The sequence below is a fragment of the Paenibacillus suaedae genome, from assembly GCF_032337355.1.
Classification (GTDB): Bacteria; Bacillota; Bacilli; order Paenibacillales; family Paenibacillaceae; genus Paenibacillus_B; species Paenibacillus_B suaedae.
In genome coordinates this window covers 384,012-406,323 of the sequence record NZ_JAVYAA010000004.1, presented here as the reverse complement: position 1 = coordinate 406,323, position 22,312 = coordinate 384,012, and the positions used below count along the sequence as shown (strand labels likewise).

General features: G+C 49.4%; 23 protein-coding genes. 6 read left to right on the top strand and 17 right to left on the bottom strand.

The annotated features are described in order from the left end of the window. Nucleotides 1–63 precede the first annotated feature (63 nt). The 6 genes from RQP50_RS18805 to RQP50_RS18780 form a co-directional block, all read right to left on the bottom strand. Nucleotides 64–1,128 (bottom strand): DUF7309 domain-containing protein, encoded by a 1,065-nt coding sequence (locus RQP50_RS18805; protein WP_315746346.1) that lies wholly within the window; start codon nt 1,126–1,128, stop codon nt 64–66. A gap of 110 nt (nt 1,129–1,238) precedes the next feature. Then, entirely contained in the window at nt 1,239–1,829 is a 591-nt protein-coding gene (folE, locus tag RQP50_RS18800) for a GTP cyclohydrolase I FolE (RefSeq protein WP_021256134.1), read from the bottom strand. A 45-nt stretch (nt 1,830–1,874) separates the two neighbouring features. Beyond that, nucleotides 1,875–2,093: a YneF family protein gene (locus tag RQP50_RS18795; RefSeq protein WP_021256135.1), complete on the bottom strand. Its 219-nt coding sequence runs from the start codon at nt 2,091–2,093 to the stop codon at nt 1,875–1,877. A 197-nt stretch (nt 2,094–2,290) separates the two neighbouring features. Further along, on the bottom strand, nt 2,291–4,045 hold the full coding sequence (queG, locus tag RQP50_RS18790) for a tRNA epoxyqueuosine(34) reductase QueG (protein WP_275936818.1): 1,755 nt from the start codon (nt 4,043–4,045) through the stop codon (nt 2,291–2,293). A 182-nt stretch (nt 4,046–4,227) separates the two neighbouring features. Next, nucleotides 4,228–4,788 (bottom strand): DUF402 domain-containing protein, encoded by a 561-nt coding sequence (locus RQP50_RS18785; RefSeq protein WP_315746345.1) that lies wholly within the window; start codon nt 4,786–4,788, stop codon nt 4,228–4,230. Between the two features lie 190 nt (nt 4,789–4,978). Further along, on the bottom strand, nt 4,979–5,416 hold the full coding sequence (locus tag RQP50_RS18780; RefSeq protein WP_021256138.1) for a GNAT family N-acetyltransferase: 438 nt from the start codon (nt 5,414–5,416) through the stop codon (nt 4,979–4,981). Nucleotides 5,417–5,931: 515 nt separating this feature from the next. Here RQP50_RS18780 and RQP50_RS18775 point away from each other — a divergent pair. Further along, a complete protein-coding gene (locus tag RQP50_RS18775) occupies nt 5,932–6,549 on the top strand; it encodes a superoxide dismutase (RefSeq protein ID WP_021256139.1) in 618 nt (205 codons plus the stop codon). A 228-nt stretch (nt 6,550–6,777) separates the two neighbouring features. On the opposite strand, the gene cysK is transcribed toward RQP50_RS18775, so the two are convergent. Continuing rightward, entirely contained in the window at nt 6,778–7,710 is a 933-nt protein-coding gene (gene cysK / locus RQP50_RS18770) for a cysteine synthase A (protein WP_268626365.1), read from the bottom strand. A gap of 46 nt (nt 7,711–7,756) precedes the next feature. Beyond that, complete coding sequence (locus RQP50_RS18765) at nt 7,757–8,434, bottom strand: TVP38/TMEM64 family protein (protein WP_142545341.1); 678 nt, start codon at nt 8,432–8,434, stop codon at nt 7,757–7,759. Nucleotides 8,435–8,802: 368 nt separating this feature from the next. On the opposite strand from RQP50_RS18765, the gene RQP50_RS18760 reads away from it, so the two are divergent. From RQP50_RS18760 to RQP50_RS18750, 3 genes are read left to right on the top strand one after another with little or no spacing between them, the layout of a single operon-like run. Beyond that, on the top strand, nt 8,803–9,483 hold the full coding sequence (locus RQP50_RS18760) for a chromate transporter (RefSeq protein ID WP_268626363.1): 681 nt from the start codon (nt 8,803–8,805) through the stop codon (nt 9,481–9,483). 57 nt (nt 9,484–9,540) lie between these two features. Next, nucleotides 9,541–10,077 carry a chromate transporter gene (locus RQP50_RS18755; protein ID WP_315746342.1) on the top strand — a complete coding sequence of 179 codons (537 nt, stop codon included), beginning with the start codon at nt 9,541–9,543 and terminating at the stop codon, nt 10,075–10,077. Further along, complete coding sequence (locus RQP50_RS18750; protein WP_315746341.1) at nt 10,070–11,284, top strand: ROK family protein; 1,215 nt, start codon at nt 10,070–10,072, stop codon at nt 11,282–11,284. Before RQP50_RS18755 ends, RQP50_RS18750 begins: the two co-directional genes overlap by 8 nt. A 217-nt stretch (nt 11,285–11,501) precedes the next feature. Here the strand turns inward: RQP50_RS18750 and RQP50_RS18745 are convergent, their stop codons facing one another. The 4 genes from RQP50_RS18745 to mutY all read right to left on the bottom strand — a co-directional run bounded on the left by RQP50_RS18745 (nt 11,502) and on the right by mutY (nt 17,249). Next, the gene (locus tag RQP50_RS18745) at nt 11,502–12,017 is read right to left on the bottom strand and encodes a hypothetical protein (protein WP_315746340.1); all 516 of its coding nucleotides are present in this window, start codon (nt 12,015–12,017) and stop codon (nt 11,502–11,504) included. Between the two features lie 180 nt (nt 12,018–12,197). Then, the gene (gene def / locus RQP50_RS18740; protein WP_028533606.1) at nt 12,198–12,722 is read right to left on the bottom strand and encodes a peptide deformylase; all 525 of its coding nucleotides are present in this window, start codon (nt 12,720–12,722) and stop codon (nt 12,198–12,200) included. A gap of 410 nt (nt 12,723–13,132) precedes the next feature. Further along, nucleotides 13,133–15,910, bottom strand: coding sequence for an endo-beta-N-acetylglucosaminidase (locus tag RQP50_RS18735; RefSeq protein WP_315746339.1), 2,778 nt, complete (start codon nt 15,908–15,910; stop codon nt 13,133–13,135). A gap of 244 nt (nt 15,911–16,154) precedes the next feature. Continuing rightward, nucleotides 16,155–17,249 carry an A/G-specific adenine glycosylase gene (gene mutY / locus RQP50_RS18730; RefSeq protein WP_021256148.1) on the bottom strand — a complete coding sequence of 365 codons (1,095 nt, stop codon included), beginning with the start codon at nt 17,247–17,249 and terminating at the stop codon, nt 16,155–16,157. A gap of 202 nt (nt 17,250–17,451) precedes the next feature. Between mutY and RQP50_RS18725 the strand changes: the two genes are divergently transcribed. Then, on the top strand, nt 17,452–17,829 hold the full coding sequence (locus tag RQP50_RS18725; RefSeq protein ID WP_083189203.1) for a c-type cytochrome: 378 nt from the start codon (nt 17,452–17,454) through the stop codon (nt 17,827–17,829). A gap of 173 nt (nt 17,830–18,002) precedes the next feature. Further along, a complete protein-coding gene (locus RQP50_RS18720; protein ID WP_315746338.1) occupies nt 18,003–18,278 on the top strand; it encodes a hypothetical protein in 276 nt (91 codons plus the stop codon). A gap of 94 nt (nt 18,279–18,372) precedes the next feature. On the opposite strand, the gene RQP50_RS18715 is transcribed toward RQP50_RS18720, so the two are convergent. The 5 genes from RQP50_RS18715 to RQP50_RS18695 form a co-directional block, all read right to left on the bottom strand. Beyond that, the gene (locus tag RQP50_RS18715; RefSeq protein WP_315746337.1) at nt 18,373–18,648 is read right to left on the bottom strand and encodes a hypothetical protein; all 276 of its coding nucleotides are present in this window, start codon (nt 18,646–18,648) and stop codon (nt 18,373–18,375) included. Between the two features lie 31 nt (nt 18,649–18,679). Beyond that, nucleotides 18,680–19,624 (bottom strand): phosphotransferase enzyme family protein, encoded by a 945-nt coding sequence (locus tag RQP50_RS18710; protein ID WP_315746336.1) that lies wholly within the window; start codon nt 19,622–19,624, stop codon nt 18,680–18,682. Between the two features lie 20 nt (nt 19,625–19,644). After that, nucleotides 19,645–20,046, bottom strand: coding sequence for a holo-ACP synthase (acpS, locus tag RQP50_RS18705; protein WP_028533600.1), 402 nt, complete (start codon nt 20,044–20,046; stop codon nt 19,645–19,647). A gap of 155 nt (nt 20,047–20,201) precedes the next feature. Beyond that, the gene (locus RQP50_RS18700) at nt 20,202–21,032 is read right to left on the bottom strand and encodes an ABC transporter permease (protein WP_083545264.1); all 831 of its coding nucleotides are present in this window, start codon (nt 21,030–21,032) and stop codon (nt 20,202–20,204) included. Beyond that, nucleotides 21,029–21,982 (bottom strand): ABC transporter ATP-binding protein, encoded by a 954-nt coding sequence (locus RQP50_RS18695; protein WP_174808792.1) that lies wholly within the window; start codon nt 21,980–21,982, stop codon nt 21,029–21,031. The genes RQP50_RS18700 and RQP50_RS18695 overlap by 4 nt, the downstream gene beginning before the upstream one ends. Between the last annotated feature and the right edge of the window lie 330 nt (nt 21,983–22,312).

The following is a 22,312-nucleotide window of genomic DNA, read 5'->3' as shown; positions in this document are numbered from 1 at the left end:
TGCCTTCTCCTCATTCCCTATTTATTAAGGACATATATCATTTATAACGTAAATAGATTCCTTCTACCCTTCTTGCTTGGAGAAATAATCGAACAAGTCTCCACGCGCTTCCTCCAAGTACGCCAGGTGCGACTCGCGCTCGATGCGAATTTTTAGACGCTGTGCTGTCTTCTCGAACAGATCCACGCATTCATTTGTGCGAATGATGAGCTTCTGTGGGCGTACCCCCTGCTCTTCAATAAGCTGCAAGAAGTGATTCAGGAATTCCTGCTCAAAGTCGTCATCATACGCGACATGGAAGCCTACAGCTGCACGTGTCGTACGGTCTACCCACAAGCAAAGACGAGGATAGTACGGACGCTCGCCTTCACCCTTCACAGCAACAGGCGCATAGAAAAATTCTGTCTCCCATTGGCCCTTCTTATTCGGGAAACGATCCATAACATCATTCAGACGATCGCGATTTTCGATTTCAACCTTCACAGGACGCTCCAATACGAAGTCAGGATCCATCCAGCGATCTACCCACTTCTTGTTGTCCGGAGTACGAACCAACACTTGACCGGATTGCGGTGCTGTCATTACCTCTTTGTCCTTCTTCACGCGCGCTGCCAGATCTATCGCTTGTTCTAAGGCGATCGCCAAGAAACTGACCTGCTTCTCGTCAAGCGTCCATGGAACAAACCCCGGGTCGTATGCGCGGAACATTGGCCATGCATTACGGCCGCGGAAGCGTAACCCGAGCTCCTTGATCTGCGCCAAATCGCGCTTTTCCAGATCTGTACGGTCTTCAAACGTTACCATGATGCATTTTTGGCGATGAAGCCATGCATTCTGCTCATGATTGTCCAGCATCATGCTGTTCAGGCTCTCTAATCCTTCACCGCCGCGGAATAACGCCAGACCGAACAAGTAGTCTGTTCCATTCATAATCGTGCAATAGCCCACTTCTCCGTCTTCGGGATTGCTCACGCCAAAGATCACGTTCTCCGGCATCCACTCCCAGCTCGCCTGCTTCTTGAACGCAGAAGCTGCTTCATACAATCTCGCCCACAGCTTCTGTTCCGCTGTCAATTCTACTTCTTGTTCCGTACTTTTCTGTTCCGACTTCTTCTTTGCTTCTGTCATGTGACTTGTAACTCCTCCTATTCAAATTCCCTGCTCTGTCCGAAAAAAACCCCGTCCCATGCCCGGAACGGGGTTCATCAGTTCATAGTTCACCCACATACATCACATTACTACTTAATCAGTGACAAAAATTCCGCGCGCTGCGCCGCATCCGTCCGGAAGCTGCCGCGTGTTGCCATCGTTACCGTCTTGCTTCCCGGCTTCTTCACACCACGGGCGCACATGCACAAGTGCTCGCCTTCCACAACGACCATCACGCCGTGTGGCATGAGCACCTCATCCATAATGTCGGCAATCTCGGTAGTGATCCGCTCTTGCACCTGCAAGCGGCGGGAGATTGCTTCCACCAAGCGGGCGAACTTGCTAAGTCCTGCTATCTTGCCGCTTGGAATGTATCCGATATGCACCTTCCCGAAGAAGGGTGCCATATGATGCTCACATTGGCTATAATACGTAATATCCTTCACAATGACAAGCTCTTCGTGATTTTCATCAAATGCTACCCCGAGCGCATCACGAGGATCTACCTCATAACCGGCGAAGATTTCCTCATACATGCGAGTCACGCGTGCTGGCGTATCCAGCAATCCTTCGCGCTCAACATCTTCTCCGACGAGCTTCAAGATTTCCTTAATATGATGCTCAATCTTCTCGCGATTCGTACCAACCTGTGTATTCACATAATCCTTCAAACCAGCCACGAACGTTCCTCCTTCCGCCGCGCTTGTGAGCATGATCTCGTTAACTTAGCGGTTTTTCTTGAAATTCTTGTTCTTCATCATTTGCTGTGCTTGCTGCATCTGCTTCGAATTCAGATTGTAGCCCATTTGCTTCGCCATCTTCTGCAGCATTTGAGGGTCTGATTGCATTTTCGTCATTTGGTTACGCAAGTAGTACACGCCGCCAGCGAAGCCGATGATAATGCCTACAATTAGTGTTACGATTGCCGTAATTACTGTCCACATCTTCCCATGGTCACCCCAACATCGTCAAGTTTAGCTCATTGCTTCTATATTCAAGTAGGGTACAGATTCCGTGAATGATCCACCGAAAACTTCACATAGAAAACGAAAAGAGATCGATGTGCCGTTCGATTTCGAATATACCGTACCGCCACTATGATAGCACGTACCATCAATCGTGACAAATATCCCCTGTTCCATTAAGGAGCAGTCAGCATCCGTTCTTCATTCGCCTGCATGCCTTCCAGCTTAAGGAGAGTAACTTTCTTGTCCATCCCCCCGCCGTACCCGACCAGTCGGCCATCTGCTCCAATGACACGATGGCATGGCGCAATAACCGGAATCGGATTGCGATTGTTCGCCCCACCGACTGCTCGTACTGCCTGCGGACGTCCAATTGCCTCTGCGATCTGCTTATAGGATCTCGTCTCCCCGTACGGAATATCCATTAGAGCGCGCCACACCTCACGTTGGAATGGCGTTCCTTGGAAATCAAGCGTCAAATCGAACGATTGCCGCTCCCCTCTGAAATATTCCTCCAATTGGCGAATTGCCTCCTGCAGCCGTTCCGGATGACGCTGGAGGGCAGCCCGACCATATGTGCGCTGCGCCCAGGCGTTCAGACGCGCAGAGGTATCCAACACACTGCCGAATTCAATAGAACATAGTCCTGTCGCCGATGAGGCAACGGTCAGCATCCCTATCGGCGACTCCATCTCCTGCACATAAATAGGTTCCACATGATTGTCGAACTGCTGCAGGGCATCATCTATCGCTTGCACAACGGCATCCTCCTTCTCACGATTCAAGGCTGACAGCAGCGCCTGCTTCGCATCAGTACCGCCAATCTGACCAAGCGCCCAAGCGGCTGTCGCACGAATATCATAACGCGTATCTTCTCGCAGCAAGGCACGCAACTCCCCAACCGCGCTTCGATCACGGAAGTTCCCAAGCGCCACAATCGCATTGCGCTGGATCGGCTTCTTGCCGCGCCATGCAGCCGACAATGAGCCGAACTGCTCCTTAAATTCACGATTCGATAATTGCAGCATTGGAACGAGAAGAGGCTTCGCCTTCTCGGGATCAGGCTGCATTTCGGGTTGGTGCGTCCAATTCATTCCTTTATTTTTGGGACAAACGATCTGGCATGTGTCGCAGCCATACAGCCGATTCCCCATCTTGGTCATCATCTCATGGCTCAAGATGTCCTTCGACTGCGTCTGGAAGGAGATACACAGGTTCGCATTCAACTGTCCAGGGCCGACAAGGGCACTTGTCGGACAAGCATCAAGACAGCGCGTGCACTCGCCGCAGTCTTCTGTAACAGGCTCGTCAGACGGGAACGGAATATTCGTAATCATTTCGCCCAAGTAAATCCACGATCCCCACTGCGGCGAAATAATCGAGCAGTTCTTGCCGCTGAACCCAATACCTGCACGCTCTGCTACGGCCCTATCACTTAATTCTCCTGTGTCCACCATACTTCGTACCCGCAGTTCCTGTTCAGGCACTCGCTCACGCAAGAAAGTCTCCAGCTTCGCGAGACGATCACGCAGAACATGATGGTAATCAAGTCCCCATGCAGTCCGCGCAAACATTCCCCGATAGGAGCCTGCCTTCGACTTCGGCGATTCCTCCAGCTTGGAAGGATAGGCCACAGCAATGGCTATGATAGAGCGCGCATCCTCCAGCAACAATTCGGGGCGAGTACGCTTGTCCAAGTCAGGCTCTTCGAATCCCGAGGCATAGCCTTGGTCAATGGAATGCTGCAGCCTCGCCTTCAATTCAATGAATGGGTCTGCCGTTGTAAAGCCGACCTGATCAATTCCGAGTGCCGGGGCGGCCTCTATAATATCCTGCTTCAACTGGCGCCACCGATCCTTGGAAGCACCCTGATCAGATACCGCCCGCTCTTCATGATTTTGTTGTCCATTCAGCTTCTTCGAATCAAGCATCCCATTCACCTCCTTGTCGTCTCATGATGTATTTTCATATTCCATTCATTTCGCTAATGCGCTATGCGCCAATACTCAATAAAAAAAGCCTGTCCACAATCCGCCAACATCGGAAACGGCACCATGCATCCAGGAACTAAGTTCTGGAACAGGCGCCGTTCACCGATTTCATGTCTACTTGCTTACTGTTCATGAGGTTCGTTTAACAACCGCTTCCACTCTTCGTAATACCAACGTACCGTGCCATCATGGAATGGAGTACGACCCTGCTCAATGTACTCCAACACCTGATCCAGGCCTAGCTTCACCTTCTGCTCAACAAGCTCCGGATAATGATAGGTTAAGCGATTGTGCTCATACTCATCTTGATCCACTACTTGAACTTGCCCGTCCGCCATGCGAATGACATCCAAATCATAGTCAATATAAGTGAAAATATTGCCGCACCGATACGGAGGCGATGCTATATTACAATAATACCGAACACCGCATTCCTCGATAAGAGCAACAACGTTGAACCACTGCTTCGGGATGAAGAAGGTGACAGCAGGAATCTTGCTGACCCACTGCTTCCCATCCGACTCCCGAATCGGCGTCTGACTATTGATAAGGACGTACATGTCTTCCTTCACATGATCAGGATGCCGCATCGTGGAGGGCACAAGCCAGTTCTCGAGCCATACCCGATGCAGGTGACCATCGTGCTTGAAACTTTTCACAAGAGCTTCCTCATAACGATTCATGCTAAATTCCTCGGCTTTGCGTTCAATTCGCTTTACTAATAGAAAAGCATATCTTTTCCCCGAATGCAACGGTTGAGAAGATATGCTTCCTTGTACAATGTTTGGCTATAGTAAATCGTGTATCGCCACTCTTACCGAATGAGGCCGATTGCGACCTTGCAATACATCTGCAATACAGGATTGCGCGCCGTTACCCTGCAACGATGCGCAGCTGCGACAGGGAGCGCAGCATATCCTTCGCTCCGTACCCCAATGCCTCAAACCATGGCAATACGACTTCTGTATGCTCGTCCACAGCAATCATAATGTTTTTGACGCGGCGTTGTTGGAATTTCTGTTCCAATCCCGCTACCAGTGCTTTGCCTACTCCTTGATTGCGATAATCTGGGTGTACGGCAAGGCGGTAATAGTAGCCGTTGTTACGATCAACGGTTCCGATGACAAGTCCGACAATAGCCTGCTCCCCACTAGATGCCTCATGTTCTGCGATGAGCACCAGCTCTCCGTCCAACGATAACTGACGCGCGAATGCTTCCAGCGTCTTCTCACAACATTCATCTGACAGTGATTCCTTCAACAACTGGGTTGCCGGAAGATAATCCGACAAACGAAAGGAACGAACATTCATGACTTACTCTCCCTCATCCTGAGCTTGGTTTCGTGATCGGTTGTCTCTCTGTCTAACACCTTTCTACGCCTTTACATTAAATCTGTATCTTGTGGTTATCTACATAGATTGTGCAATACCTTTACAAATACGACAAAAATCGCGAAAATCCTTCTTTATCTTTCAACTTCCATAAAAAAGATCGGAAAATCTCTCGTTTTCTCTTGTAAACGCTTTATTTAAAGCGTTTACATTACCCAATACAAGAAAAGATTATAGAAATTGTAAAGAATTCGTATTCATTGCTAGCCCTGATCCATCGTTCTCCAATGGAGCATTCGTTTGAAAAGAACCATTTTCGGGTAATATGATAGCGTTGAATGACAGGTTGTTATTCATCTATTTGTGAAGAATTGCGAAGGCTTTACTTTCAATGCAGACTTTCGCAACATTTATGTTGATTTATTCGTTCGCTTCATGTTTAATTAGGTTAGAAGTATATAAGATGCTACATAATTATTAGGAGGTATGACACAATGGCACATCAATTACCAGCTCTTCCTTATGCCAACAACGCTTTGGAACCACATTTCGATGAAACAACAATGATGATTCACCACGATCGTCACCACAACACATACGTGACGAACTTGAATGCAGCTTTGGAATCTGCTCCAGAATTGCAAGATAAATCCCTGGATGAACTTATCGCTAACTTGGATGCTGTTCCTGAGAGCATCCGCACAGCTGTACGCAACAACGGCGGCGGCCATGCGAACCACTCCCTGTTCTGGGAAATCATCGGACCAAACGGCGGCGGCCAGCCTTCCGGCAAATTGGCTGATGCAATCAACAATGAGCTTGGCGGCTTCGACAAGTTCAAAGAAGACTTCGCTAAAGCTGCAGCTACACGCTTCGGCAGCGGCTGGGCGTGGCTTGCAGTAGATGCTAACGGCAAATTGTCCGTATACAGCCTGCCTAACCAAGACAGCCCGATTATGGAAGGCAAGACGCCTATCCTCGGTTTGGATGTATGGGAGCATGCATACTACTTGAAATATCAAAACAAACGCCCTGACTACGTTTCCGCGTTCTGGAATGTTGTGAACTGGTCAGCAGTTGAAAAACGCTACGAAGATGCATTGAACAAGTAATTCATGCATTGGCAACAGCCGTCCTCTTGCAGGCTTTCTGCTCGGAGGACGGCTGTTTTTGTTAGCAGCGCTTATGATGTTAACACATTATTCATATGCAAAAAGCCCCGACCTGCTTTGCACAGGATCAGGGCTTCTTATTTACAGAGATTCATGTGCCTCCCTGCAGCTGATGCTTATTTCGTTGTACCATGACACGTATATAATAAGTATTCCAGCGCCTGCCGCTTAGCCTTCGAACAACGGCGTCGACAGATAGCGCTCGCCTGTATCCGGGAGCAGCACAACAATCATCTTGCCTGCATTCGAAGGGCGCTTCGCCAGCTGTGTTGCAGCTGCCAAGGCTGCGCCTGAGGAAATACCAACTAGGAAGCCCTCCTGCTTTGCAAGCTCGCGTGCTGCAGTGAATGCTTCTTCGTTCGTAACCCGGATGATCTCATCAACGATGCTGCGATCGAATGTGCTCGGCACAAAGCCAGCGCCGATACCTTGAATCATGTGCGGACCGCGATTGCCTCCTGACAGAACAGGTGAATCAGCAGGTTCAACTGCTGTTATTCGTACCGATGGCTTATTCTCCTTCAATACGCCGCCTACACCGCTAATTGTCCCACCAGTGCCGACCCCTGCCACGAAGATATCCACTTCTCCGTCCGAATCGCGCCATATTTCCTGTGCTGTCGAATTCCGGTGCATTTCTGGGTTCGCCTTATTATGGAACTGCTGTGGGATGAACGAGTTTGGAATACTCTCAGCAAGCTCCTCCGCCTTCCGAATCGCCCCCTGCATCCCTTCTGATCCAGGCGTGAGCACGATTTCCGCACCAAGCGCCTTCATCATCTTAATGCGCTCCATACTATACGTATCTGGCAACGTAATAATAATACGATAACCAAGTGCTGCAGCAGCGCTCGCCAATGCAATCCCCGTGTTGCCGCTTGTCGGTTCAATAATGACCGAGCTGCGGTCGATGACACCTTGCTCCTCGGCTGCCTTAAGCATTGCATATCCGATACGATCCTTGACGCTTCCACCAGGATTGAATGCTTCCAGCTTCGCAACGAGCCTCGCTCCGAGGCCATGCTTGCGACTGTAGTTGTTCAGCTCCATTAGGGGTGTGTTGCCAATGAGCTGTGTAATGTTTGATGCAATGTTGGACATATTCAACTTTTCCTCCATAACGATATTATCGCAATTCCTTGTGTCGCTACGTGCGGCCACGCCTTGATTGGCATCGCTCCACGACTCGATGTATTCCATAAATGCCAGCCACGTACACGGCATATAGAAGCAAGACGACCGGAATCCTTGTCCAGTCTTGAAGCAACTGCTCGCCGACATAGGCGAACAGGAACATAACCGGCAGCTTCCCTAATACAGTTGCCACCATGAAGGTGCGTAGAGGGATAGACAGCATGGCTGCATATGCATTAATCGCTACAGCTGGGACAATGGGAATCATCCGTCCGATAAGCACAGCAGTGAATGCATTTCGTTCCATTAATTGATTAAAGCTTCGAAGTAAGCCGACACGCTCAATATAGGATCTTCCCTGCCCGGATATCCCGCTTCGAACAGCAAGAAACATCAAAGCAGCCCCTACCGTCGAAGCTGCCACATTGATCCAGCCCCCGATCCAGAATCCAAAAGTGGCCCCTATAATCCCCGCCACTAGGCCGAATGGAATGACAGGAAATAGGGATATAGCGACAGCAGCAAGAAACATAATAATGAGCGCTCCTGCACCAGGCTCCATATGACGCAGTAGAGCAAGCAGCTTCTCATGGTACACCAAGATGAGTACAGCAGCGAGAACATACAGCCCGAGAGATATTCGCTTATCCAATGTACCTCCTCTGGCATCGGCTTCCGCTTCCGGTTGCAAACGCTGCCTACTTCCTTACGTTAATAATTCCATATTAATATATAGAAGCCCTCCGCCACAAGCTCACTGGCATTTTGCTACCTTCTTCAACTGCCTTCGCAATAAGTAATGGGAAATGACTCCCACTTATGTCCCTGTAATCTTCTTAATTTCTTCAATCATGCCACCTCTTCGTGTAAACGAATCGAGATGCACGCCAACATGATTCCAATATAGATGAAACTCCCTCTAAAATACAATAAATCGCAATTCAACTTCTTCATATTACGGATCATTTACATCGATTAGTTAAAAGTTTATTCCAAAATGAAATTAAGTGCGTTATACTGAAGCTACCATACCACTGAACGGAAGGGATGATAATCACCATGAATCAAAATGCTCTCCGTCCTGCGCAGCGAATAAAGAAGCGCACCCTTCTCCTTCAATTGTTTCTGACCTTTAGCCAGATTGGACCGACCACCTTCGGCGGCGGTTATGCAATCTTGCCTGTCATCGAACGGGAAATCGCCGAAAAGCGCAAATGGCTAGAAGCAGATGATATGGGGGAAATCACTGCACTAGCTGGTGCCGCCCCTGGCGGAATAGGTGTCAATGTCGCCGCACTTGTCGGCTATCGCATTGCCGGCCTATCCGGACTCGCCGCAGCAGTCATCGGCATCTCCTTGCCTACTATTGCCATTATGCTGTTATTATGCGCTGGGGCAGCCGGACTACGTGATCAACCGTATGTGCAGGCAGCATTGTTCGGTATTAAACCTGCTATCGTTGCACTTATTGTATATGCAGCCGTGCGTCTGGGCACGCGCACCTTAACCAATGTGTTCACATGGACCATCACCTTGACCACATTAGCACTGCTGTTCTGGACTTCACTCCACCCCGTTATCATGTTAGCCATTGGAGCAGCCGCTGGTCTCGTACTGAATTGGATCACTCGCAGCAGCTTTATGGGCGACCATCCACACGACCGTTCCAAGCCACCGCGCACAAGCAATAGCGCCACCCGCTCCCGCCAAGCGAAGCAGCACAACAATAGAGCGGTCTAGGTTGATGGAATAGATATGGTTAGCCTCCCATAATCGAACAAGAAGGATGGATGCACCATGTTATGGGAACTCTTTTGGACTTTTTTTAAACTAGGATTTGTCTCCTTCGGAGGCGGATATGCGATGCTTCCGATTATTGAACACGAAGCATTGTCTCATCACTGGATGACTGCAGAGCAGTATACGGAAGCAATCACACTCGCTGGCATGGCTCCAGGCCCTATTGCAATGAACAGCGCCGTATATGTTGGGTATACTGCATCTGGCTTGATCGGCAGTATTGCTGCATCGCTTGGAGTTATCCTGCCATCTGCAATCATCATGCTGCTTATTGCCACTATTTTCTACCGCGTGTATGATAATCAGTGGGTGCAGTCTGCACTTGACGGCATGAAGCCAGCCGTAATCGCACTGATCGCCTATGCGGCGGTCAACATGGCGATGCATTCTGGGCTCACGGCGAAGTGGACATTATCATCATTCATTCCAGTCGCAATCTTCGCCTGTGCACTGCTTGCGCTGATGAAGCTGAAGCTCCATCCGATAGCCGTCATCCTATTGTCAGGAATTGCGGGGATTGTTATATATGGATAAATCATTGGATCAACACATTCCTTCCTCCAAAGCGAAGGAAATCTTTCAATTCATTCGACGCACCGATGAAATCTCGAAGCTGGACTTGCTCCAATACAGCGGGCTTACGGTCAGCACACTGACTCGTGTATTGGAGGAGCTAACTACGCTTGGACTCATCGCTGAATGCGGGTTTGGCGCTTCGACTGGCGGACGCAGACCGATTCTTTACCGAGTCGTTCCTGATTACGGCTATGCATTCGGCCTTGATATCTCCCGCACCTCTTCCCGCCTCGTCATGCTGGACATGGCCGGAAATAAGCTCGGTACATGCGAATGGGAAATGACTGCACTCATGACACCGGAATACTTGTTGGCAGAAGTAACGAAGCAGATTAAGCACTGGACGGGCAAGCATAAGCTCAGCCCAGATAAGGTACTCGGTCTTGGAATCGGCGCCGTCGGTCCGCTGGATCGATTCGAAGGTGTCATCTTGCAGCCTAGCTTCTTCCCTTCTCCAGGCTGGGAGAATGTCTCGATCGTCAATGACTTGGAACGACAATTGAACATGCCTGTCATGCTCGATAATGGGGCGAACACCGCAATTCGGGCAGAAGCGTGGGCCAATCGAACAAGAGATGTCCGGCATATGCTGTACGTACATGTCGGCATTGGGCTCCGTTCCGCGATGATGTCCGAAGGCAAGCTTATCTATGGGGCTGTCGACATGGAGGGCTCACTTGGGCAAATGATCATTCAGGCAGATGGCATTCCCCCACGTACAGGGAACGGCAACTACGGCTGCTTGGAGTCATATGCCACCGTATACGCCATAGAACGCGAAGCGAACGCACTCGTCCGAATGGGTCGCCGCAGTCTGCTTGAGCAGATCGCGGGGGCAAGCTCCACCATTTCATATGCGCATATTATGGAGGCGCTGCGGCGGCGTGATCCACTAGCGACCGAGATTGTAACGCAGGCTGCTACTTATTTCGGCATTGGGTTAGCCAACCTACTCAACGTTCTCCATCCAGAGAAAGTGGTGCTTGGCGGACCGCTCATGAACGCGAATGATTTATTTTTCTATACCGCAACACAAACAGCCATTCGCAAAACCTATCATTATCCGCAATATCAGGTCATGTTCAGCAAGGGCAGCTACGGTGACGAGGCGCTTGCGATCGGCGCCGCCTTCATGATACTGGACAAGATCACTACCACTGCATAATGCCAGACACTAGACGCTAGGCCATATAATCAGAATGCTGATGGCGAACAAATAGAGGTTCTGCTCACTGCAGAACCTCACTCTTCATTCGATAATAATTGCTCACTCCATGGACTCTCTTACACTTCTGTACATACATGCCGAATTGTGTAAGTGGAAGACCGCCTATACAAAAAAAGGGCAGTGCTGAGCACCGACCTCCCCTTTCGTCATCGCCTTATAAATGACCCTGCCACTGTAGTAATTGAAGATAGTGCACATAATACTCGTTGTTCAGTGAACATTCTTCCCCTTGAGGAATCCCCTTCATAATCATAAGATCATCAACTAATGCATAACACAATCCCTGCACGGTAAATCCGAGCATATGCTCCCCATCTTCACTAGTGAGTACAACTCGAAGCAGCTCCCCATTTCGAATCCGAATCCATTCCTTCTCCGATGGTTCCAGGGGCCTATCTTCAGCTTCCCGCTCCTCATATCTGGCCTTATGCTCTTCTTGGATGCCCTTCTCCGTATCACTATATATCCGGTTCAGAACATCACGATCCTCAATCTTGAAGCACTTGAATACCTGTTCAAAATTCGCCAGTGGATCGCGCTGCAAATCAGCCAGCACCTCTGCTGGGATTTCAATCGCGCGGTACTTCTCCACAAGCATTTTCTCGGCAGCAAGATTCGTATACCTACGGGGAAGCTGCTGCTCCAGAAATCGTTGATGTAGCTCCTCCATCCCTCTGCACCTCCACTTATCGATTAAATGATTACTCCTATCATTCGACCCCAAGCGCCGGAACACTTCCCCAATTATCCCCTCACAAAAAGAAGATTCTGCCAACATCCAATACCTTTCGTGTATTCAAGTCTATGAGGCACAGGTACATACTGAGATAAATGACTGCCGCTTCCACCCTTAGGTACGCTGTTCTGGAGATGTCAGTCGAAGTGCATGAAACAGCGGCATATGCTGATGATTCGTTCCATGGACAAGATAATCATCCTCTACACGGTCAATGAACAGCACACCATCCAAATGATCCATCTCATGCTGGATGCAGCGGGCAAAGAAATCCTCGGCCTCCAATGTGACCGTCTCACCATCCCGGTTCATCGTTGTTATCTTAATATATTGATGCCGCTTCACTCTACCGTAGTACCCAGGATAAGACAAGCAAGCCTCCATCCCTTCCTGCTCGCCAGCCGTCTCAATGACCTCCGGGTTAATCAATTCAATCAAGCCCTCTCCGACATCCATGACGACAACACGTCGCAAAATCCCTATTTGCGGTGCCGCAAGTCCTGCTCTTCCTTTCTCAGCATACAGGGTATCCTTCAAATCATTAAGCAGCGATATCGTACGCGCATTCAGCTCCGTAACTGGCTTGCAACGCTTGCGCAATATCGGATCTCCAAAAGGTAAAATGATGCGTTCAGCCATCTCTCTCACTCCTTTCTCTTTAGTAATTGCTATCAACCATCTTACTGGCAGATGGTTTACACATTCTTGAAATCTTAATCACGGTCTACTCGCTATTATTTCCTATGTTCTATGTCGGAAGCTTCTCGCTTCATTTAACGCCGATCCCTAAAGTACATGTCATCTTCATTGGAGTCTTCCCTATCCAATATAACATAAATATAATGTCATTATTTTTTCACCCTGTTGCATACCTGTTCCATCACACTATGAACCAATAATTCTCCCTATTCTATCTTCCTCTAGCATCGGAAGCAATCGAAGTAGAGGTTGTCCACCCAACAATCATTATGGCCATAAAAAAGGGCCTCCCCTTCGCCGACCATCGTCGCCTAAGGGGAAGACCCTCTTATCCATCTTCGAATCTTCGATTATTCAGCAGCTACATTCTTAATGCCTTGCACCTCGAAGCCGTAGATACGAGCTGCTGTATCTCCGCCTTGGGTTGGTTTCTCAACGTTAAGGCGAACATAACGAGCCTTGGTCTTAGCAATCGCGTGCTTGGACGTGCCCTTCTCGTTGTCCGTCACCTTCACAGCATCCGTCCAATTCTCGCCGTCCATGCTGAGCTGAATCGTGAACTCCCGTGTATTGAAGGCAGCCGATTCACCGCCAGCCTCTGCATGGTGTACGATGAACTGCGTTACATCATACGCCTTGCCCAGATCCACCTTCAGCCAGTGCTTCTCATTGCCGACTGCACACCATTTCGTATGCATCTCGCCGTCAACAGCGAACTGCGGCGCTTCACTGTCATTGACGAAGCTGGACGCTTCTGTCTTCGCACCCTTAGCCAGATCCTCTGCCCGGAACGCTGCTTCCTTGGATACCGTAATGAGCTGCGACTTCGTCATTACATCTTCACCAACTGCATTCTTCGCAGTCAGCTTCACTTCATACGTGCCTTCCTTCGCGAAGCTTACCTTCGGATTGCGCTCCTTGCTTGTCTCAGGCGTTCCGCCTGGGAAGCTCCATTCCCATTCTGTTGTCACTTCTGAAGACTTATCTGTCAGCTGTACTTCCTCACCTGGCGCCACGAACGTCTTATCCGCCTCGAAGTCTGCCTTAGGGGACGGATATTCAGGCCAGTCAAACGAAGTCATTACCGCGCGGCCTTCCTCATAGTGACGATTCACCGGAACGACTGCTAGTTGCGTCGTCTTCTCCATGTCGCCGCCGCGCTTCATTTCAGACACATAGTAATAGTTGTTGCCTGTTGCGCCCATGAATTCACGGGAACCGTCCGGCTTCACACGATAGACTTGGTAATACTGCACATCGTCGCCCAGCGCTGTCCACGTCAAGCGAGCGTCTGCATAAATGCCGTCACGGACATCGTTTTCGATCACACGAACATCCGATACTTGACCTACTGGAGCCGTCTTCTCATTCATGTCGCGAATCGCAAGCTCCCCTACGTGTGCCAAGTACAGATTGTCATTGGCCTTGCCTTCCACTTGAACGGATATGCCAACAATCTTCTTGCCTGCATATGGGCTCAAGTCATAAGTTGCCTGTGTCCAGTCGCCCTTCGCGCCAGCCGCCTTCGTATCAGAAGGCTTCACGAACGTATACGTATCCGGTGCTCCTTCGAATGCAACACCAATATTCAGATCAGCAGCTTCTGGTGCATTCGACTGGTACGTCAGCGTCATTTGCATGTCAGCAGTTGCCTCTACATCGGTCTTGTATAGCTTCACATTCGAAGAGGCTCCTTCTGCTACCTTGCCTTGGAGCTTCAAGGAACTGCCGCCATAGAAGGAGTTCGAGAAGTCGAAACTTGGTGCAATCTTCTGTCCAGACTCGTCAACCATCCAGCGCCATGTCGGCAGAACGTCCTGCAGACTGCGGTTGAACCATTCACGATCACGAACCTTCTTGCCGAATACACTGAACTGCGTACCGTTGCCTGTATTGAAATGGGTCACGAAGTCAGACTTCGTAATGACCGTCTTATCTACGATATCATGCGCAATGCCACGCCATGCCCAATCGTTCGCCTTCGTCTTGGACGGATCGAGGCTATCGCCTACCCACAGAAGCTGCTCCTTCTTCATGAATTCGTCATTCGTCTTGGTTGTATTGAACGCCCAGTCTGGGCGATACAAGCCAAGCGATGTCACCGCGTCCTGTCCTTCCGGGAACAATACCGGGAAGTTGTACTCCCCTTGATAACCGCCGCCGCCTTCCAAATCCATACCTGCGAACAGCTCATGGCGATCCCGCTTCAATTGCTCAGCTGCCTTCGGCGAGTTCTGGAACGGCGTTACGTAGTCGTACTTGCCATCCTTCTTGAACTGCCAGCGGAAGTCGATGAACATATTATCAGCTACTCGCTCCTCCCCATCTTGGAAGAACATCTTATTGTTGTCCGTCAGTCCGCCCTGCCATTTCACAGGACCATCCTTCACCATGGAGTCATACCAGATGATTTCCATATTGGAAGGCTTGATCTTCTGCAAATATTTCAAAAACTTCTGCATATTCTGCGCATCTTCCGGCGTGCCGCCCTGTGTCTCCTGGTTAATGAACCAACCGTCGAAGCCATAGAATTTCGCGACTTCAATGAGTTTGTCTGCAACAGGGAACGTACCGTCCTCACGCTGCTGGATCAGATCGCGCATCCATTCGATTTTACCGCCGTGCTCTTTTTGTGGTAGAAAGACAGTGCCGTATACCGGTACCCCATTCTTGTGCGCTGCATCGATTACGTCCGCACTTGGAGGAACGATCAAGCCTTCCCCGGCAGATCCGCCCCACATAATCAGCTTGTCAACATACTGCCAGTAGCTGAACGCGTAGCCATGGAAGCTGTCATTGCCTTGCGATGGTGCACCGCTCGTACTTTTGTACATCGAAGCAAGCGCCATGACCTTGGCGTCTGACTTCGCATTCGGGTTCACCTTCGCTCCTTGTACACGAGAAGTGTCCAGCTTCACGGAGCTGCGGTTGAATGCCGCATCCTTGTCTGTCTGTGCCGACCACGACAATAGCGTATCCGGGTACCAATACGAGGAATGCGGCTGCGCAGCCTCTGCCTGGCCAGCGAAGCCGGCAAGCGATCCAGCAATCATCGCTGTGCTGAGCATCAAGGCAAACTTGCGTTTTATCTGACCTCGGGAAAGTATAGTCGGTTTCAATCGTTTCATTAGAATCCCCTCCAAAGTGACGACTTTCTCTTGATGTTGTATAGACAAATCCAATGCCTCAACAAGCGTATCCGAAGTCTCTCCTAACTTTGGTAACGCTTCCACAATGTTGTCGTGACCATTGTAAACGTTTACGAAATAGAAAAAAAGGGAACTTCCGCCTAAACGGCAAGCACCCTTTAATTTGTCTAGTAAATCTTTAAAATCTACACCAGAATAAATGTCACGAAAGTAACTAAATGGATTACTGAAAGCGGATTTTTAACAATCGCACGAATACATTCGGGAAGGCAAGCTCCTCCATCTCTTCTGGACCTGCCCATTTGTATACGGTATTGTCCTTCGGCTGCAGATTGCGAAGATTACAGCGGTACACGCGCATTTGCCAATGAATATGGCTGAACGTATGCTCTGCATCCATCCAGTGTTCAACGGGCGCAACGTCTACCCCCTCCGCTTGCAAGGAATGATGCAGAATGGCATACGACTCAGCGTCGCTCATCCCGACGATGCCCACCTGCTTCGGTACGAGAATATGCGGCAGCTCCCACATCTTCGCCAGCAAGCCGGTATCCGGACGTTGACGGACAAGCACCTTGCCTTCATGTTCTCCAGTTCCCTCAATCAATGCCGCATACCGAAGCTCCGGTTTCGGCGGCTTCGCTTTTGTCTTGATCGGCAGGATAAGCTCTTCTCCTGCCATGCGTCCCTCACAATGCTCCATAACTGGGCAGAGCAGACATGACGGGGATTTTGGCGTGCACACGAGCGCGCCGAGCTCCATTAGTGCCTGATTGAAATCGGATGCGCAGCCCTCCGGAATAAGTTCCTGTGCCAAATGCTCCATATGAACACGCGTTGCTGGCTTTGCGATATCATCATGCAGGCGGAAATAACGCGACAGCACCCGCATTACGTTTCCATCCACTGCCGGCTCCGGCCGATTGAAGGCAATGCTCATGATCGCACCGGATGTATATGGTCCAATGCCTTTTAACGCGGACACCTTCGCCTTGTCATTAGGGACTTGTCCGCCGTATTGTTCCTTCACTTCTCGTGCTGCAGTCTGTAAATTACGCGCCCGGGAATAGTATCCGAGCCCTTCCCATGCCTTCAGCACTTCTTCCTCAGGTGCATCTGCCAGCGCCTCAACGGTAGGGAATTTCCCAATAAAGCGTTCGAAATACGGCTTTACCGTCTCCACACGCGTCTGCTGCAGCATAATTTCGGATACCCATGTGTAGTAGGGATTCGATTGACGCCGCCAAGGCAGATCCCTCTTATTCGCCCGATACCAGAGCAGAAGCTCGCGGCTGAAATATCTCTTTTGCTCGTCCATGACGGCCTCCTGTCTCTTGTCTATTGATTTGTCTCTAGTAGTTAGTATTCATCCTATAAGCGCAGTCTCCTTGCCCATTATACATGAAGGGAACCAGTTGTGAACGTTCTGCCAACAATCCACACCAGCGCTTGCAAGAGAGGTGCTGGAATTTCTATACTATTCATATAGAAATGTCCCAATAGAATGGAGGGCATCATCAGTGCCACAACGTCGAATGTTCACACGCTTCATCCCAATTGTCGCCGGTATCGCCTTGCTAGGACTGCTTGCCGGATGCGGCGGAGGAGCAAATAGCAGCAATGAGAGCAGCTCAGGAAACGCCAAAAAATCAGCTGCACTAGAAGGCCCAGAAGAAGTTGTCACCCTGTATAAAAACAATTGCATGCAATGCCACGGCAATGAAATGCAAGGGATGATGGGGCCAGAGTCAAACCTGCAAAAGATCGGCAGCAAGCTGACGAAGGAAGAGATTGCGAATACGATTGAAAATGGCGGCAAACTCATGCCTGCCCAAGGCGGACGTCTGGAAAAAGAAGAAATCGACAAAATTGCTGACTGGCTCGCCAGCAAGAAGTAGCCTCTTCCCCCTCGAGGCCGATAGCCCTATAAGATAAGTGCTCGATGAGTACATGCCAACATACGAACACCTCAAAGTAAGCAAGAACGGCAATAAGCCATTTTGCTTTGAGAGGCCTATCCTTTCAGCTATAATAGATAATAGATATATAGGTATCGAAAGGGGATGTTCGAATGGAATACCTATCTATCACGATATCACTCATCACGTTATTCGTATGCTTATCTGTGTACAACAAGGTAAGTGCCATGGAGGCACGCATCAAGGCAATGCAGGTAAGTTATGACCACATCGCCCAAGAAGACGGCCTGTCTCGACATCCTGTTCAAGACGAGGTGCTTCAGCTTGTACGCGACGGCAAGAAAGTAGCCGCAGTCAAAAAGGCGAGAGAAGTGCTTGGCTTGTCGCTCGTAGAAGCGAAGCAATATGTAGACGCTCTTGAGACCTAATAAACGCTCCATGCTTATCATTATTTAGCAGACTCTTACATAAAAATGGGGTACCCTTGTCGGGAACCCCATCTTCTATTTACGCTGTTCATTATTATCCTGGTGAAAAGGTTCCGCTCCCTCTCACATGCTGCCTATCATACCAATGGTCGACAGCCGATCCCCCTACCTCGCTTAGTAATGGAACACGCGACTCCCTACGCTCGCCAAGAGTGAACAAACCGCTTCGAAACCCTTCATTCACCACATCCTCTGTATAGCCACTAAAGCTTAGCTGAAGGTTGCCCGACGCCTGAACTTCCTCAACGTTCGAACTGGCAAATAAGGGCGGACGTACAACCAGGGTCTGTGCATGGACATGGCGAATCAAACATGCACGCTCCGAACTCCCCACTTACCTGCTACACAAGTGAAAATCCTAAAAAATGATCTTGCTGGATGATGGACTGTTTCATATTTTGCATAGAGATTACTTGCTGTTCCGTCAACCTGCTAATGTCTGCAAAGGTATGGTGATACACATAGGAAAATACATGTCGAAAATCGATGAAGTCATTCAATCGTGGTGTAATAAGCCTCGTGGAGCGATGGCTTGTGTAACCTTCCATCATTGCATCATGGAAGCGCTCGGCGAAGTTTCGCCGTTCTTCTGGAGCTTGCACAGTGGAGACAGCATGATAGATGGCGATCGCCACATCATATGCGTACCAATGGTATTCGCTGTCTCCGAAATCAATGATAACTGGGGTATTCTGTTTAATCAGGAGATTGCCCTGATGAAGATCGCCGTGAACAATTCCATACTCTGCAGGGGTGACCGTCTGTTCAGACAACCATTTGCAGTACTGCTCCCATTTGCTCCGCACAGTCGGATCAAGCTGATGATGCTCTTGTTGGTACAGTGCATGCTCCTTCCAATGCGGACGGACAAGAGGAGATCCATCGTAAGCTTCTGAAGCTGCATGCATCTGTGCAAGGGCTGCCCCCCAATCCTTGAATAAGCGTTCATTCCACACTTGCTCATCATGGATCTGGATTCGTTGGCCTAATATCTTCTCATATATCGTAAAAAAGTGAGTTGGCAGGGAATGAACAAGTTGACCTCTTAAAGAAAGCGGTGCTGCAACCGGAATACCGTATTCATGAAGATATTGCACCCATTCCACTTCAGACTGAATATGTGCCGTATTATGAATTCCATGATCATATAACTTTATAATGACAGGACTTCTCCCTACAATAGCTGCCTCGTAAACATTAAGATCGTAACCACCAATTATATGCAATTCCGACCTGTCGCACCCGATGTAGTCACATACCTCCAGAAGCACTTCTTCCGGCGCCATAATCTTACTCCCCCATTCCACTATGTATCTGACGTACGCCATTCTACAATAGCCTGTGCCGACGCAATGCTCGGCTGGTGCGAGATGCTAAGATGAATGCGATATTCGCTGCTGGACAAGCCGAGCCGCTTCCAAGCAGCTTTGCTCAATCGGGCAATCGGCTTGCCGAGCTGATCCGGCAATATCTCGATGTCTTGGAAGGAGATCACTTCTCCGATTCCCGTTCCAAACGCCTTCACGATCGCTTCCTTGGCAGCGAATCGGCCAGCGGCGAATTCGACCTGCCTTCCTCCCTTGGTCGCATATACGGCCTGTTCGCGTTCTGTTAGTATACGAGCGATAAATCGTACACCGATATGATCATGTAGCAGCTTGTTGACGCGCTCAATTTCGATGATGTCATGCCCTAATCCATGTATCATCCTGATCCTCTCCTTCCATGCGGCTTCGCCGATCAATTGCAGATCAACGCTTCCAGATATATACATGAAATTAATCTTGCGGTAATTGTATCACATGCAAGAGGCGCTGCCCAACCTATAACGGCTGACAGCGCCCACACACGCTCCGGAATCAATTATTCGCCTACACGCCATTTCACCAAGAAATGAATCACAAGAATCGATACTATGCTGTACCCCAGCAGTACGATGCTGTTCAGCATGACATCTGTTGTCCATCCTGTCAAAAGTACTCCCCGCATCGCCTCTGCCGCATATGTGGTCGGAAAAATATAGGCCACCCACTGCAATAATGATGGCAGCTGATGCATATCAACCATGACGGGCGACAGAAATGTAACGAACATCATCAGCGCCTGCACAAGCATATTTGTCAGCTGATGATTCGGCGACCAGAACCCGATGCCCACACCGACGCCAACAACACTGGTCAAGGACAATAGCACAACAATCGGCAGCGCCCATGTAATATGAAAATCAATGCCGTATCCCCATTTCCCAAATGATGCAAGCAATACAAAGGACGGAAGGGCACTCATTAAGCCTTTCAGCATATTGGCAATTACGAAGTTCAGCTTGGATATCGGCAATGACAAGTAGTACGTAAAATGACCTTGATGCTTCTGCCACGATATCTCCTGCCCCATCGAGTTCATCCCCGTTACGATAATACCGAATATGAGGTTGCCGGCAATGACCCGGATCAATGCTTCATGACTCGGATTGTCAGTAAAAGAAATCATGAAGAGCATGGTTGTAAATGGAAACATTGTTGACATCAACAGAACCCACACCCATGTGTCTCGAATGTTGGCGTATTGAATTCGGGTTAGGATTATAAACTCTGTCAACTTCCGCCCAATTCCTCTTGTACCTGCGAATGGGACTGCTGATTTGACTGCAGACTGGCTGACGATATCAGATCTGCTTGCTGCTTCTGATTTCATACATCCTGCACCTCCTGCTCTGCTTGACGATCAATATGGAAATACACATCCTCTAAACTTGGCGGCTTTACCGCGTATTCCTCGATCGGCAAGTGAGGAGAACGAACAATATAATCGAGCACAAGGCTCGCTTCTGATTTGTCTACGAGCAAACGAAGCCGGTTCTCGCCATCAATATGAAGCTGTCCCCACTGTCTCAAAGCCTGCTCGGCAGCCTCACGGCGGCCAAACTCCGTGGTCAGCTCGAATTTGAGCCGCTGATCGACCTTCTGCTTCAGCTTGGCGACCGCATCAATTACTAGCAAGCGTCCATGATTGACCACTGCAACCCGATCCACTACCTGCTCTGCCTCAAGCACGTTGTGCGTAACTAGGATAATGGTCGCCCCTTCACGATTGCGTTCCTTAATTAAATTCCATACGAGTCGGCGGTTCGTGGGATCCAGTTCATTTGTTGGCTCGTCGAAAATAAGGACTGGAAGACGGCCGATCAATGCAGTCCCGATGCCAATCATCCGCCGTTGCCCTCCAGACAAATGCTTTAGCTGCTTATCGCGAAAGTCGGACAATCCCACCATCTCCAGCAACTCCGCTGACTGTCTTACGGCGTCCGCTTTTGTCATTCCTCGCAGGCGCCCGGTAAACTCCAGCGCTTCTTGTGCTTTCAACACAGACAAAACATGCGGATCCTGCGAGAAATAGGCAACCTGCTGTGCCACATATTTCGTATGGCGCGATACATCCATACCCTTGAATAGCACCTTCCCTTCTGTAGGTTTCAGGTGTCCGATCATCTGCTTGATCAGGGTTGATTTGCCCGCTCCATTGGGGCCAAGCACCCCCAATATTTCACCTTCTTGCACTTGCAGCGAAATATCTACATTCGCCTTCACCTTGCCGCGTTTATACATTTGACTCACATGGTCGAGTTCATAAATAACAGGATTCACGTTCCACCCCTCCCTATATGGTAAATGATACCTATAGGGTTTGGTAGCAACAAGCGACCATCGATGGATCTTATATTCGTTCTCCAGGTGAATAAGCTGCTCCGTCCGTAGACGGAGTACTTATAGACGGCGTTCTCCCTGCTGACAATGTCCTCAATAAGTGGAGTTTCACTGTAGACAGTGTCTCTCTTTAGGCAACGCTCTCCTGTAGGCGAAGTCTCCCTGTAGTTAGTGTCTCTCTATAAGCAATAACCTCCTGTTGATGAAGTTTCCCTGCAGATCGTATCTCTCTTCAGATAATGCTCTCCTATTGATGAAAATTGCTGCACT